The 13,800-nt window shown below is 57.4% G+C and carries 10 protein-coding genes; 5 read left to right on the top strand and 5 right to left on the bottom strand.

What is annotated here, in order from left to right; genetic code table 11:
* The first annotated feature begins 440 nt into the window (after nt 1–440).
* Complete coding sequence (locus ASN_RS04950; protein WP_082666582.1) at nt 441–3,527, top strand: Hint domain-containing protein; 3,087 nt, start codon at nt 441–443, stop codon at nt 3,525–3,527.
* 529 nt (nt 3,528–4,056) lie between these two features.
* Here ASN_RS04950 and ASN_RS04945 read toward each other — a convergent pair.
* The gene (locus ASN_RS04945) at nt 4,057–4,899 is read right to left on the bottom strand and encodes an SDR family oxidoreductase (RefSeq protein ID WP_058989131.1); all 843 of its coding nucleotides are present in this window, start codon (nt 4,897–4,899) and stop codon (nt 4,057–4,059) included.
* Between the two features lie 135 nt (nt 4,900–5,034).
* Entirely contained in the window at nt 5,035–6,384 is a 1,350-nt protein-coding gene (locus ASN_RS04940) for a hypothetical protein (protein WP_058987391.1), read from the bottom strand.
* Nucleotides 6,385–6,603: 219 nt separating this feature from the next.
* On the opposite strand from ASN_RS04940, the gene rplM reads away from it, so the two are divergent.
* Together rplM and rpsI are read left to right on the top strand one after the other, a co-directional pair.
* Complete coding sequence (rplM, locus tag ASN_RS04935) at nt 6,604–7,080, top strand: 50S ribosomal protein L13 (protein ID WP_006560057.1); 477 nt, start codon at nt 6,604–6,606, stop codon at nt 7,078–7,080.
* A gap of 5 nt (nt 7,081–7,085) precedes the next feature.
* Complete coding sequence (gene rpsI, locus ASN_RS04930) at nt 7,086–7,571, top strand: 30S ribosomal protein S9 (RefSeq protein WP_006560058.1); 486 nt, start codon at nt 7,086–7,088, stop codon at nt 7,569–7,571.
* Between the two features lie 330 nt (nt 7,572–7,901).
* Here the strand turns inward: rpsI and ASN_RS04925 are convergent, their stop codons facing one another.
* Entirely contained in the window at nt 7,902–8,198 is a 297-nt protein-coding gene (locus ASN_RS04925; protein ID WP_167541293.1) for a hypothetical protein, read from the bottom strand.
* Between the two features lie 60 nt (nt 8,199–8,258).
* Between ASN_RS04925 and ASN_RS04920 the strand changes: the two genes are divergently transcribed.
* A complete protein-coding gene (locus ASN_RS04920) occupies nt 8,259–8,984 on the top strand; it encodes an SGNH/GDSL hydrolase family protein (RefSeq protein ID WP_231948385.1) in 726 nt (241 codons plus the stop codon).
* Nucleotides 8,985–9,412: 428 nt separating this feature from the next.
* Here the strand turns inward: ASN_RS04920 and ASN_RS04915 are convergent, their stop codons facing one another.
* Nucleotides 9,413–10,987, bottom strand: coding sequence for a S10 family peptidase (locus ASN_RS04915; protein ID WP_058987389.1), 1,575 nt, complete (start codon nt 10,985–10,987; stop codon nt 9,413–9,415).
* Nucleotides 10,988–11,138: 151 nt separating this feature from the next.
* Here ASN_RS04915 and ASN_RS04910 point away from each other — a divergent pair, with 151 nt between their 5' ends.
* A complete protein-coding gene (locus tag ASN_RS04910) occupies nt 11,139–11,861 on the top strand; it encodes a hypothetical protein (RefSeq protein WP_058987388.1) in 723 nt (240 codons plus the stop codon).
* Nucleotides 11,862–11,955: 94 nt separating this feature from the next.
* On the opposite strand, the gene ASN_RS04905 is transcribed toward ASN_RS04910, so the two are convergent.
* Entirely contained in the window at nt 11,956–13,722 is a 1,767-nt protein-coding gene (locus ASN_RS04905; RefSeq protein ID WP_058987387.1) for a DEAD/DEAH box helicase, read from the bottom strand.
* Nucleotides 13,723–13,800: the final 78 nt, after the last annotated feature.

Below are 13,800 nucleotides of genomic sequence, written 5' to 3'. Positions count from 1 at the left end.
CCTGAAGCGGTGCAAAATCTTTTATAAACTTTTTGCATAAAAGTCCCCTGTGTTCTCTGATTCCTGAGGCACGATATCATTCAAAATATGGATGATGTTTCTGCGTCCTCAATTGACATGAACAGAACATGACGCAATATTTAGTTTGTTAATATTCAATAATATTTGTTCTATAGTATAGAAAATAAATAATTGCAGAACATATGAAAATAAGAAGAGAAAAAAATGTATGAATGGAAAATCCCATATTTTAATTATTTGAATAAATTTATCGTAACGAGTCATCGCATATAATATTCGTAAATTGTACATCTTTAATTAACATTTGATTAATGAATTTTTCCCTTTATGACTCTTCTGATAGTTTTTTCAAAACATTCGAGTCGCTAGACGTCGGTTGGGTTGGAAAAACTCGCGATGACAAATCAGGAGAACACGCGATGTCCAACAACAACGCCGTCAGTCCCGAGGAGCTTGCACAAATAGCGGCGGATGCCGCAGCAGCAGGCGGGGATACGTCTCAGTACAGCAGCGACGGCCACAATTTCCATCAGCACGACAATGCGTGGCGATGGGTAGGCCCGGCTACGGGGGGTGACTGGTCAGACCCGGCGAACTGGGAGCTTCAGGACCCCCGCGGTAACAGCATTTCAGACATTACCGGGTCTCCTGCCGTACCGCAGAGCGAGCAGAACGCGGACGCCAATGTCGGGTATTATGGCAACACAACCCCTATGACGGTTGTGGTCAACGCCCCTTATTACAATCAGATCCGCAGCCTGAGCGTCTGGCAGAACAGCACGCTGAAAATCACCGCCAATTATCAGAATGGTGATACCAACGGCTATGTTTTCGCCACTGCCGGTTTTGAAAACTACGGCACCATTCTTGTCGATACAGCCGCCAAGGTTGAATTGGGCGGCATCAATTCGCAGGGCGGCACGCTGACCATTAAAAACAATGATGGCAACGTGGTTTTTGATAATGATCAGGTGAACAATGGTGGCACCATCAATCTGATCAATGCCTCATTGGGTACCACTGCCAATCCCATCACAGTCGCCGGCGGTACGGTCAACCTTCAGCAGAACAGCACCCTGGTGGCTAATCTGTGGGGCGAGGGCACAACCATCAATGTTGACCCCAGCACCGTTAATACCATTTATGTGAATGACAGATACGCCAACAATGATGGTAACGCGCAGGGCACGACCATCAACGGTGTTTCGGAAAACACGCATTTTGGCATTCTGGGTACGTCATCCGAACCTGTTGCTGCTGATTACACGCAGAATTCGGATGGGTCCTACAAGCTGGTTATCTCCCTGGAGGATGGGCGTAGCATTACCTATCCCACAGTCAACATGGCGAGTGGCTACACCCCGCCTGCCCATGCCCAGATTGCGGCGGATGGCACCACAGGCTGGCTGATTGAAGATAAATCAACGGTTCCTGGCTCTTCCTACACGGATGACACCACACACCAGACCCTTGCCCAGATTGCGACAGATACTGACACGACTGGCGCAGGCATTGCAGCAAGCAGTGACGGGCACAACTATCATGAGCATGATGGTTCCTGGCGCTGGGTTGGACCGACCAGTGGTGGAGACTGGTCTGATCCGAACAACTGGGCGCTTTATGATAGCTCCAACAACCGTATCCCTACCGAGGACATCACGGGTTCTCCCGCCATTCCGCAGGCTGAACAGAATGCGGATGTTAATGTTGGTTACTCGGGCAGTACAACGCCGAGTACGGTTGTGGTCAATGCGCCATACTATAATCAGCTTCGTAGCCTGAGCGTCTGGCAGGACAGCACCTTAAAGATCACGGCCAATTATCAGAACGGCAGTAGTGACGGCTATGTTTTCGCGTCTGCCGGTTTTGAAAATTACGGCACGATTATTGTCGATACGTCCGCCAAGGTTGAACTGGGTGGTGTCAATTCGCAGTCCGGCACACTGACCATCATGAATAATGATGGCAACGTGGTTTTTGATAACGGGCAGGTCAATAATGGTGGTGGCACGGTCAATCTGATCAACGCCACACTGGGCACCACCGATACCCCCATTACAGTCAGCGGCGGTACGGTCAACCTTCAGCAAGGCAGCACCATTCTTGCCAATCTGTGGGGGGAAAGTGCAACCATCAACGTGGACCCCAATACCGTTAATACCATTTACGTGAATGACAGATACGCCAACAATGATGGTAACGTGCAGGGCGCGGTGATCAACAATGTTTCTGGCAACACGCATTTTGGTATTCTGGGTACGTCCTCCGAGCCAGCTTCAGCCAATTACACCAAAAATGATGATGGCTCCTACACGTTGGTTATCAAACTGACTAACGGACGAAGCATTACCTACCCAACTGTGAACATGGCTGCCGGTTATGCACCCCCGGCCCAGACAACCATTGTGACGGATGGTACGACCGGCTGGCTGATTGAAGACACTACCCCGGCAGCCTGCTTCCTGACGGGCGTGAAGCTGCGCACGGTGTCTGGTGACGTATCTGTGGAAGATATCCGCAAAGGGGATATGCTTCTGGTTCAGCATGATGGGCGTGAGTGTGAAAAGCCTGTTGTCTGGGTTGGTAAAAACCGGAAAATTGTCTCTGCCGGTCTTCCTGATGACGAAGCGGGTTATCCTGTACGCGTTCTGAAAGATGCTTTGGCAGAAGGCGTGCCATATCAGGATATGCTGATAACATCCGAACATTGTCTGTTGATGGATGGCAGGTTTGTTCCTGTGCGGATGTTGGTAAACGGCACAAGCATCTTTTACGATCGTACCCTCACCACCTATGAGTATTATCACGTTGAGACGGAAGATCATTCCGTGCTGGTGGCAGATGGCGTTTTGACAGAAAGCTATCTGGATACAGGAAACCGTTCTTCCTTTGTGTCTGACAGCAATGTTGTGTCCCTGCATTCTCGCGGAAAGACCTGGGCGGCTGATGCCGCTGCCCCGCTGGAAGTGCGTGCTGATTTTGTTGAGCCACTGTTCCGGGCGTTGGCAGAGCGCGCAGGTGTGGTGGCAGGCACCGCACCAGACGCGCAGGACCGGCATTTGACGCAGGACGCTGAACTGTCCTTGCTGACTGAGGCAGGGAGCCTCATCCGTCCGGTGCGGCAGACCAAAGGGCAGATGGTGTCCTTCATGGTGCCTGCGGGTGTAAGCACCGTGCGCCTTGTCTCGCGCGCAAGCCGTCCGTGTGATGTGATCGGCCCGTTTGTGGATGATCGCCGCACGCTTGGGGTGCTGGTTGGTAGCGTGATGGTGCTGCATGCCAACCAGATGCAGCCGGTAACAACGCATCTGACCGATGCAGATCTGTCCGGCTGGCATGGTCTTGAGCAGGGTGGCGTGCGCTGGACAAACGGTAACGCCGTTCTTCCGCTGGGTGATGCGCCAACGCAGGGTGTGAGCATGCTTACACTGCAAATCCTTGCCGCAGGACCGTATGACGTGAAACAGGACGCTACAGAAACCTACCGTCGTATCATGCAGAAATAAGCAGGGTGGCTGTTTAAAGGCCGAATTATGCTGTGAGAAGGCCGGATGTTCCACTGGAATGTCCGGCTTTTCTTTTTTGTGCTGTGTTCCGCGAAAGCGCTTTTAAAAGAAATGCGTTTCCTGAATTTTTTCAGGAAATGGAGCGGTGTTGGATAAAGCTACGTCAACCGCAATGCTGAGTGTCTCTTTCACAAAAATAGTCTTTGTAGAGTTTCATTTTTAAAAAGGCGGTTCAAAAATAGTCCAGATCTGTGTGATATTCCCTTTTTATGCCTGAAGACGGTATTTTTTCGTCTTAATGACATTATACCACGGCGGCGAAACCGCTTTTTCAGCCCTCAGATGCCAGCAGGTAACGGGGGGCGGAGACTGGAAAGGCGGATTTGAAGGCGCGATGCGGGGCCATCAGGACGAGTATCCAACATATTCGACCACAAAAGACCCACCAGACCGATCAAGCAGGGTTTTCAAACAATCCTTAGGCGAGGTGTTTTAGAAAACCCTTTGCCTTGAACGCAGTTCGAGCAGATCAGGGGGCTGGTGTTGGCCATAAGGTGGCCAAGCCTTCTTCCAGCGGAACCGGCTTTATGCCCAGAAAGGTTTCCATGGGAGTGATGTCAAAATTCTTGTCTTCCAGTAGGCGGCGTATTTCCGCAGGGTCAATGCGGGGGATGCCGGGCAGGAAGGGCGTCAGGCGCGCTAACGCCATAAGCAGGGCCGCCGGCACGGGGAGGACAGGGCGCGGCTTCAATCCGGCTGCCTGACAGACAAGTTCAATGAAATGCCGGTAGGAAATAGCGCGTGCCCCGGCAATAACCAGAGATTTCGGCCCCTGCCAGTTACCGTCCAGTGCGGCGAGAATGGAAGCCGTGACATCCCCCTGCCAGATGGGCTGCACCAGTGCCTTGCCGCCAGCAGGCAACGGGACAACGGGCATAAAGCGCAGCAGGGCTGCCAGCCGCTGCACATTATTTTCCCCCTGTGCGCCATAAATCATGGTGGGGTGCAGGATAATGCCGGTGCGGCCGGACGCCATCAGCGCCTTTTCTCCCCGTAACACGCCTTGCCCGTGGGCATCTGGCCAGCGGGTGAACTTGCGGGTGCTGCCAAGGCAGATCAGCTTGGCATTTGGGGGCGCTGCGGCCAGCAGGGCGGGAATGTTCCGGGCATGGGCGGTGCAGACAATGGCCGTGGCATCCGCCAACGCAGCGCGAAGCTGGTCTGTGGGGCCCGTCAGATCAATCAGGCGCGCTCCTGGCAGGCCGGAGGCAAACGCCGGGTTACGGATAAGAGGCACAACAGGCGTGCCCTGTGCCCTGAGTGCCTTATAGACAGCCTGCCCAGACCGGCCAGAGGTACCGATGACATGCACCGGCTCTCTGCTGCCTGTCTGACCGGGTGCTCCCGCTTGCCCAGTTGCCGGTCGTGGCTGCGGGGAAGAGGCTGGCCCTTCGGCCTTTTCTGCGTCCGAGGGCTGGCTCACGGCGTTTGTCTCCCTGGGCCTCGCTTATGGGGCCTTGATGCTCAGGCCAATCTGCTGGGCCATCTGGGGGGTGGTGGTCAGCATGCTCATGGCAGCGGCAATAGCCATCACCGGCAAGGGCTGTGGTGGCCGGATGGTAATGGTCAGAGGTCCTTTGCCCGGCTGGCGCAGATAGGTGGCAATCTGCGGCATGACGGCCTTGGGGTCTGATCCCTGCGGGGCCAGTTGGGCCTGCAGTGCGGCACTCAGCTCTTCCGGCTTTACGCCGCGTGCCTTGGCTGCCGCCCCAAGTACGCGGGGCACCAGCCCGTGATCTGTGTAGGTGATGTTCAGGCTCTGCACCTGCATGTCTGCTGCGCCAGCAGAAAGCAGGGTGGTGGTGCTGGTCTGGCTGAAATCTCCATCCAGATGCAGGCGGCCCATGCCCGGCGCATCCAGACTGAATTCTTCCACATGCAGCTTGGAGGCCTTGAAGTCATGCGTGTCGTTCAGGACCAGCGACCCCCGAAAGCGGTCATAGCCCAGCGCAGGCAGCATGGAGAGGTTAGGCACATCCGGCCACAGTTCCAGCCCCTGCAGGCTGGAGACTTCCTTTTCATCCGCGTCCGTACGTGTGGCGTGAGAATGCAGCGCGCCAACCCGCAGCAGCGGGGTGGTGCCATCGATGCTCAGCTTTTCAATCTGGATATCACGCGTGCCGTTATGCTGGGTATAGGGCGTGCCGGAGGAAAGGCTGGCGTACAGCCCCGCCAGATCAAGCCCATCCAGAATGATGGAGGCCGCCTTGATATGGCGTTGGGGCGCAACATCGGTTGAAAGCCCGGCTTCGTGCGCTTCCAAGCGGGAGGCCTCGTTGGGGCCGTAATCATCTACAATAAGAGAGCGGGCCGAGAGGTCAGATTGCAGGCTGCTGACAAACCCATGCAGCTTGCCCGCTTCCGCATGGCGAATTTCAAGCGCCTGCGCCGGGGTGCCGTGCTGCTCGTCCGCCTTGGTGGGCATGGTCACATCGTCCAGCGCCAGCGTATCCAGATGCAGGCTGCCTGCCGGGTCTGCCAACTGGAAATTGCGGAACGTTAGCCGCCCGATTCGGCGTGCATCCTCGCCAGCGGCGGCGATCTTGGAGATTTCCGCATCATCCGCCGTAATGGTTTCCGGCCCCTGCCGGAAGACAAGACCGGTGAACTTCACGCTGCGGCCCAGCAGGCCGGGCCATGCTTTCTGATAGGTGAAGGAGGCATCCGGGCCCAGAGTCTGGCGGAAACTGTCAATGCTCTTGTCCAGCATGACATGTTCGGCATGACGGGCCGCCAGCCAGCCAAGGCAGGCAACGGCGGCAACACTGCCTATAGTTACAAGAACTTTTTTCTTCACCAGCCGGAAATCCTGCCTGTTTTTTACAAGAAACTCTTCAACGCTTCTTCTCCTTTAGTGCACTGCGGGGGCGGAGAGCAAGTCAGGATACGGTAACATGTTACCTGAAGAAAAACCGTTGAAATAACGGTCATGAACGCCAATTTCTCTTGACGAAGCGGGTACGCATGCTCATAAGGCAGCATCTTTAAGCATACAGTCTTAACGGAATCATACTCTATGAAGACCACCCTCTCGCTGAAACCCGCGGAGGTGACGAAGAACTGGATCCTGATCGATGCCGAAGGCCTCGGTCTTGGTCGTCTGGCCGTCATCATCGCAAACCGTCTGCGCGGCAAGCACAAACCCCAGTTCACCCCGCATGTTGATTGTGGCGACCACGTTGTTGTCATCAACGCGGAAAAGGTGGCGCTGACGGGCAACAAAGCTGGCCAGAAGCTGTTCCACTACCACACCGGTTATCCGGGCGGCATCAAGACCCGCACCATTGCGCAGCGTCTGGGTGGCAAGAACCCTGACCACGTTGTGGTGAAGGCTGTTGAACGCATGATCACCCGTGGCCCGCTGCAGCGTGAACAGATGCGCAGCCTGCATGTTTATGCTGGCCCGAACCATCCGCATGATGGCCAGAAGCCGCAGGTGCTGGATGTTGCGGCGCTGAACCGCAAAAACGTTGTTAACGCGCAGAAAGGCTGAGCAACATGTCTGAAACTCAGGAACGTACAGGCACGCTGGCTGATCTGAAGGGCGTTGTTCCCACAGCTCCAGAAGCCCCTGTTTATGAAGCCAAGCGCGATGCGCAGGGCCGCTCCTACGCAACCGGCCGCCGTAAGGATGCCGTGGCCCGCGTATGGATCAAGCCCGGCAAAGGCGATATCACGGTTAACGGTCGCCCGGTTGGCACCTACTTTGCCCGCCCCGTGCTGCGTATGCTGCTGACCCAGCCTTTCCTTGTGGCTGACCGCTACAACCAGTTTGACGTTGTCTGCACGGTTGTTGGTGGTGGTCTGTCCGGTCAGGCTGGCGCTGTCCGTCACGGCATCAGCCGTGCGCTCACGCACTATGAACCCGGCCTGCGCAGCATCCTGAAGGCTGCTGGCTTCCTGACCCGTGACTCCCGTCAGGTTGAACGTAAGAAATACGGTCGCGCCAAAGCCCGTCGTTCCTTCCAGTTCAGCAAGCGCTGATCTACCGGAACGCTGCTTTTGCAACGCCGAAAAGGGCGGGAGAGGGTTTCCTCTTCCGCCTTTTTTTGTGCCTGTGGAGCAGCGCAGTCTGGCCGCTTGGTGTTTTACGAGGCTGTTTCCGCTTCGGGAAATGCGGCGCTCAGTAGTTCTTTCAAAATGAGTGTTCAAAAAGGCTGCCAGATCGGTCTGGCCGCTCTTTTTTGTTTTGGCTGGAGCGTGAAGAGGGCTGTTTCATTCTGATGGGACGGCATAGGACATGGCGATAAAATCTTCCCCTTTGCAGCGTCACATAGTCCTCGCCTGCTTTGTCTGCCGTTTTTGACAGTCGCGTCAGGGAAATTCCGACAGGAAACGGGCAATCTCCTGCCTGCTGCCAAGAATGTGTTTTTCGCCCGTGAACTGGTCATACAGGCCCTGATGGCCTGCAAAGGCGTTGGCATTCTGGCGGGTTCTATATTCCCGGCACCATTGGAGCAGGGCTGAGCGGGAGGCATCATCTTCCCCGCTTTTGATAGGGCGGGATTCCAGATTTCTCACGCATTCTTCTTCCGGCAAAACAAGCCAGATCAATTGCTGTGTTCTGGGCATCGCCTCGGCGGCCAGCCAGCCGAAAACGCCCTCAATCACCCATTTTTCAGCTAGAGCATGGTCCCGCACCGCGCTTTTGGCAGCCTCAGGCGGTCGTCTTTGCTGAAAACCTCCCGGCAGCCAGTGCAGCGTGTCCAGTTCAATCGCGGTGCTTTGCTGGCGGTGCGCCATGGTGGGCAGGCAGTCGTCGCCCTTGGGGATTCCATTACAGATGGTCTGCGCTCTCCGGTGGATGCCAACCAGCGCTGGCCAGATGATCTCAGCCAACGGTTGATCCGGGCAGGAATGGCTGTATCGGTTGTGAATGCAGGCATCAGCGGCAATCGCGTGCAGCATGATCTGCCCTTGGCGGAAAGCGGCCCAAGCGCTGTGTCCCGGTTTGATCGTGATGTGCTGTCCGTGCCCGGTGTGCGGACGGTGATCATCATGGAATCCATCAATGATATCGGGCATCCCGGCGCGCAGGGGTTGGCGGAGCAGGCGGTCAGCACGGAAGATCTCATCGCCGGGCTGCAACAGCTTGTTCTGCGGGCCCATCAGCATGGTTTGCGCGTTATTGGCGCAACATTGACGCCTTTCGCTGGTACCATTTTCCCCGGCTATTACTCACCAGCCGGGGAAGCCAAACGGCAGGCTGTCAATCAATGGATTCGGACAGGCCGCGCGTTTGATGGCGTGGTGGACATGGATGCCGCCTTACGTGACCCGGCCCACCCGGACCATATGCTCTCGGCATATGACAGCGGGGACCATTTGCACCCCAATGCCGAGGGATACCGTCACATGGCCGATGCCGTGCCTCTCTCTTTGCTACAGGCCCCTTAGCCGTTCATTGCGGAGATACGGGCGTGTTGGGGTGGATGGCGGCACGTTCGGAAGGGCCTGTGAGCGGAACATAGGCAGGAGCGGCGGTTTCTCTGCGCTTCAAGGGCTGGGTAGGGGGCATCTTTTCCCCTTGGCCAGCCCGGAACTCTTTTGCCAAGCCTGTAAGGCTGGTTCTCAAACAACGTTCAATAAAAAGGAGAAAACCCTTGTCAGAGTCTGGCGTATCGCCACACCCTGAGCCCTGAGCCCTGAGCCCTGAGCCCTGAGCCCTGAGCCCTGAGCCCTGAGCCCTGAGCCCTGAGCCCTGAGCCCTGAGCCCTGAGCCCTGAGCCCTGAGCCCTGAGCCCTGAGCCCTGAGCCCTGAGCCCTGAGCCCTGAAATGTAGGAGGCACAGGGCGGTTTCCCGCGTCTGCGAGAGACAGAAATGGTCAGGGAGAGAGGAAAGCCTTTACATCCTGCGCCAGTGCGGCGCGGGTTTCCGGGCGGGTGTAGAGCATGTGCCCACCGGGATACAGGTGCAGGCCAATGCGGTTGCGCCCCACCGGAATGTGCTCCGCCACCCAGCGGGAACTGGCAAAGGGGCAGGCCAGATCATAATAGCCGTTGGCAATAAAGATGCGCAGCGTAGGGTTCAGGGCCAGCAGGCGGCGCAATACGGGAATCTGCCGTGCAATGGGTTCTCCATCGCCACGGAAATCCCATGCGCCGTTCACCTTCATGCTCAACAGGTTGTAAGACAGATCAGTGTGGAAGTTCAGCGCCGTGGCGGCGTACTGTTCAAACGCGCTGCCATAGGCACGACCAAAACCGGCCAGAACCGGGTCCGGGCTGTCACTGTTGCTCACACCTTCGGGGAAGGGATCCGCAATGGAGAGCGTGCCATCATACAGGGAATACAGGCGTCCCTCACGGCTGCGGACATCATGCGCGCCGGGGTCGGGGGCGCCGCGTTCCTTGGCGATCACATCCTGCGGCAGGCCGGTGTGGGTGGCTACGTCTTCATAAAAATCCCGGGCAGCGTCTCCTGTGGGGGGCGTGTTGATCAGCGTGGAGAGATACGCCCCCAAAGCGTAGTGATAGGCTTCATCCAACTGGTGCGCCGCGCTTTCTGGGGAGAGCTTGTGCTGCAAGGCGAGGCGGGACGCCTCATAGGACGGCAGAACGAGGGCAGATGCCAGTGGATTGGCGGCGGTATCAAGCAGGGTCATGTCCAGGGCGGGGGAGATCATGACAATGCCGTTCACCAGCAGGTTCTGCTGCTGGGCCAGCGCCTCGGCCACTTCTATGGAGCGGATGCCGCCATAGCTTTCTCCGACCAGATAGCGCGGGGAAGCCAGCCGTTTGTTGGTGCTGGCCCAAAGCTGGATGGTTTTGGCAAAGGCGCGTGCGTCCTGTTTTACGCCGTAAAAGGTCTTGTCCGCTGTTTTGGGGTCAGTGGGGAGAGACCAGCCGGTGCCCGGTGCATCCAGAAACACCATGTCTGTCTGCGGTAGCCAGCTATCCGGGTTGAGAGCCAGTTTGGCGTTCGCACCGTCAGTCGGGTTGCCGGAAGGAAAGGAGAGCATGGTCGGCCCGGCGGCCCCCAGATGCAAATACGCCGTGCCAGCGCCCGGACCACCGTTGAAGAAAAAGGAGACCGGCCGGTGGGCGGGGTCTGCACCATCCTGCGTATAGGCCACATAGAACATGCGGGCCGTGGGCTTGCCGGTATCATCACGCAGAACCAGCGTGCCAGCCCGTGCGGTGTAGGAAATCTTGCGGCCTGCAAATGTGTCCGTGTGGTGGGTTACGGCATCATCCGGCAGCAGGGCCGCAGCCCCCTGAAAAGTGGGAGGCGCATTTTTTGCCCCCTCTGGCGCGGGTGCGGCTTCCGTCTTGGCGGCGGTTGGGGCTGCGTGGGTCAGCACGGGAGCCGTTGAAAGGCACAGCAGGGCCGCGAAGGCCACAGGCGCATGGCTTTTGCGAAAAGAGGCCCGTATGGCGCGTAAAACGGGGGAAAACATATGGTATTGATCTCCAGACACAAAGACGTCAGCCATGCCGGTGGTGCATTGCCGTGTTTAGAGGAGAGAACTGGCAATTTTTTGACAAAATTGCATGTCTAAACCTGCACAGATTTTCCTGCTGACTATCAGGAAAAAGAAAGGATTATACATGCGTTTCATTCAAAAAATTGCCGTTATGGGATTACCTCTTGCAACTGCATTGGCCTCAGTTTCCACCGCATATGCTGATCCGTGTGCAACAATAGGAACCTGTACGCAGGAACAGCTTAAACAGGGGTGGGGCAATATCCGGAATTCTGTCAAGGATGATACGCACCAATTTTCTTCTGATCTGAATAACAGCGGCAAATCCCTCAAAAATCAGGCGCGCACCAACTGGAACAACGCCAGTGAAGAAACCCGTCAGAAATGGCAGGCGCAGCGTGATACGCTGAAAAACACGGAGAAAAATGCCCGCGATAGCTGGAACAATGCGGACGAGGCAACGCGCAAGAAATGGGAAGCCCAGCGCGACAGCCTGAAGCAGACCGAGCAGAACGCGCGGGATAAATGGAACAATGCCGGTCAGGAAACACGCCAGAAATGGCAGAACAAACTGACGGACACAGAAAAGAACGCGCAGCAGAAGTGGCAGAATGCGGATGAAGCCACCCGCCAGAAATGGCAGAACAAGCTGACGGATACGGAAAAGAATGCGCAGCAGAAGTGGCAGAACGCGGATGCAGCCACCCGTCAGAAATGGCAGAACAAGCTGACAAATGCACAAAACAAATGGACTAACGCGGGAGAAAATTCCCAGAAGGCATTGCAGGCGCAGAAGGATCGTTTGAATGCGGACCTGAAAGACGCCACCACTCTGCCGCAGTTCTAAGCTGCCTCTCTCATCAGGTAAGACGTAAAAAGGCCCCTCCTGCAACAGGAGGGGCCTTTTTTCATAGCGTCAGCCTAGCAGCGCATGCGCAGGATCAGAATTCCTTGCGCTTGCGGCTGGAGGGGCCTTTGAACGGACCGCCGGCACCGCCGCCGCCCTTGCGTGGCGGGCGCTTGCCAGCACCGGCACCACCGGCACCACCGGGTTTGCCTTTGTAGCCACCACCCTGACGGGGTGCGGCTGCGGGCTCAACCGTGATTTCATCCGGGTCTGTCGCAGCGGCGCAGGCCTGGAAGCGTTCGGCCTTGTCCTGTGCAATTTCCACCAGCGTGTGGTCCGGCTGGATACGGATGGCACCAATATCCTGCTTCTTGATACCGCCAAGGCGGCACAGCATGGGCACCAGCCATTTGGGGTCTGCGCGGTCTTCCCGACCAACGGAGAGGCGGAACCAGGAGCCTGCTTCACGCGGGCCACGGCTGCGTTCACCGCGTTCTTCCCCATCACGGCTTCTCTCACGCGGCATCTTTTTGACAGAACCGGGGGAGAGCACCCGCACGCTGACAGGCGCAGGCAGGCTGTTCTGCCACAGGGAGATCAGAGCGGCGGCAAGCTGCTCTGGTGCGTGGCTTTCCGTCAGCTTGTTGATCAGCTCACGCGTATCGCCAGCTTCCGGCACAGGCGTGTTGAGGGCGGAGGAGGCCAGCAGGCGTTCCGTATCAGCCGTGGCAATGGCTTCCGGTGTGGGCGCGCCACTCCATTCTGCTTCCACCTTTGCGCCTTCAAGCAGGCGTTCGGCCAGACGGCGGCGGGCGGGCGGCACCAGCAGCACACAGGTTCCCTTGCGGCCTGCGCGACCGGTACGGCCGGAGCGGTGCAGCAGGGTAGCCGGGTTGGACGGCAGGCTGGCGTGGATCACCAGTCCCAGATCCGGAATATCAATACCACGGGCGGCCACGTCTGTTGCCACGCACACACGGGCCTGACCGTGGCGCAGGCTTTCAATGGCACGGCTCCGTTCGTTCTGGCCCAGATCACCCGAGATGGCGACGGAAGAGAATCCGCGTTCTGTCAGAATGGCCTGCAACTGCCGCACGGCTTCACGCGTGTGGCAGAACACAATGGCGGAGGGGGACTCCATCAGGCGCAGCACGTTCACAATCGCACCGGCCATGTCTGACTGGTCTGTCAGGATAGCGCGGTAAGAAATGTCCGTGTGCGGGGCGCTGCCGGTCTGGGTATCAATGCGCAGGGCATCGTTCTGATAACGGCGCGCCAGAGAGGCGATATCACGGGCGATGGTGGCGGAAAACAGCAGCGTGCGCCGTGTGTCCGGCATGGCTTTCAGCAGAGTTTCCAGTTCATCACGGAAGCCCAGATCCAGCATTTCATCCGCTTCATCCAGCACCACAACGCGCAGGTTGGACAGCACAAGCTGCCCGCGGGAGAGATGGTCACACAACCGGCCCGGCGTGCCGACCACAATGTGGCAGCCAGCAGAAAGCGCACGGGCTTCCTTGCGGGGTTCCATGCCGCCCACGCAGGACACAATGCGCGCGCCGGTCTGGCCATACAGCCATTCCAGTTCATTGCGCACCTGCAGGGCAAGTTCACGGGTGGGGGCAATCACAAGGGCCAGTGGCGCACCGGCGGGCGGGCAACGTCCGTTGTCGTCCAGCAGGGTGTTGGCCATGGCCAGCCCGAACGCTACGGTTTTGCCGGAGCCGGTGCGGGCTGAAACAAGAAGGTCCCGCTCTTCAGCCTCAGGCGCCAGAACGGCGGCCTGAACAGGGGTTGCGGAATCGTACCCGCGAGCAGCAAGAGCGCTCGCAAGAGAGGCGGGGGCATTCTGAAAAGGCATACGTCTTTAGGTCCAGGCAGCAAGAATGATGGGGGGATAAAGGTTCCCCGCATGAAAGACCAGAGCCTGGTCGGAGAA

It is taken from the genome of Acetobacter senegalensis (assembly GCF_001499615.1).
In the GTDB taxonomy this organism is placed as follows: domain Bacteria; phylum Pseudomonadota; class Alphaproteobacteria; order Acetobacterales; family Acetobacteraceae; genus Acetobacter; species Acetobacter senegalensis.
Note: the sequence above shows the minus strand (reverse complement) of the source record. Positions and strands in the feature narration are given on the sequence as shown.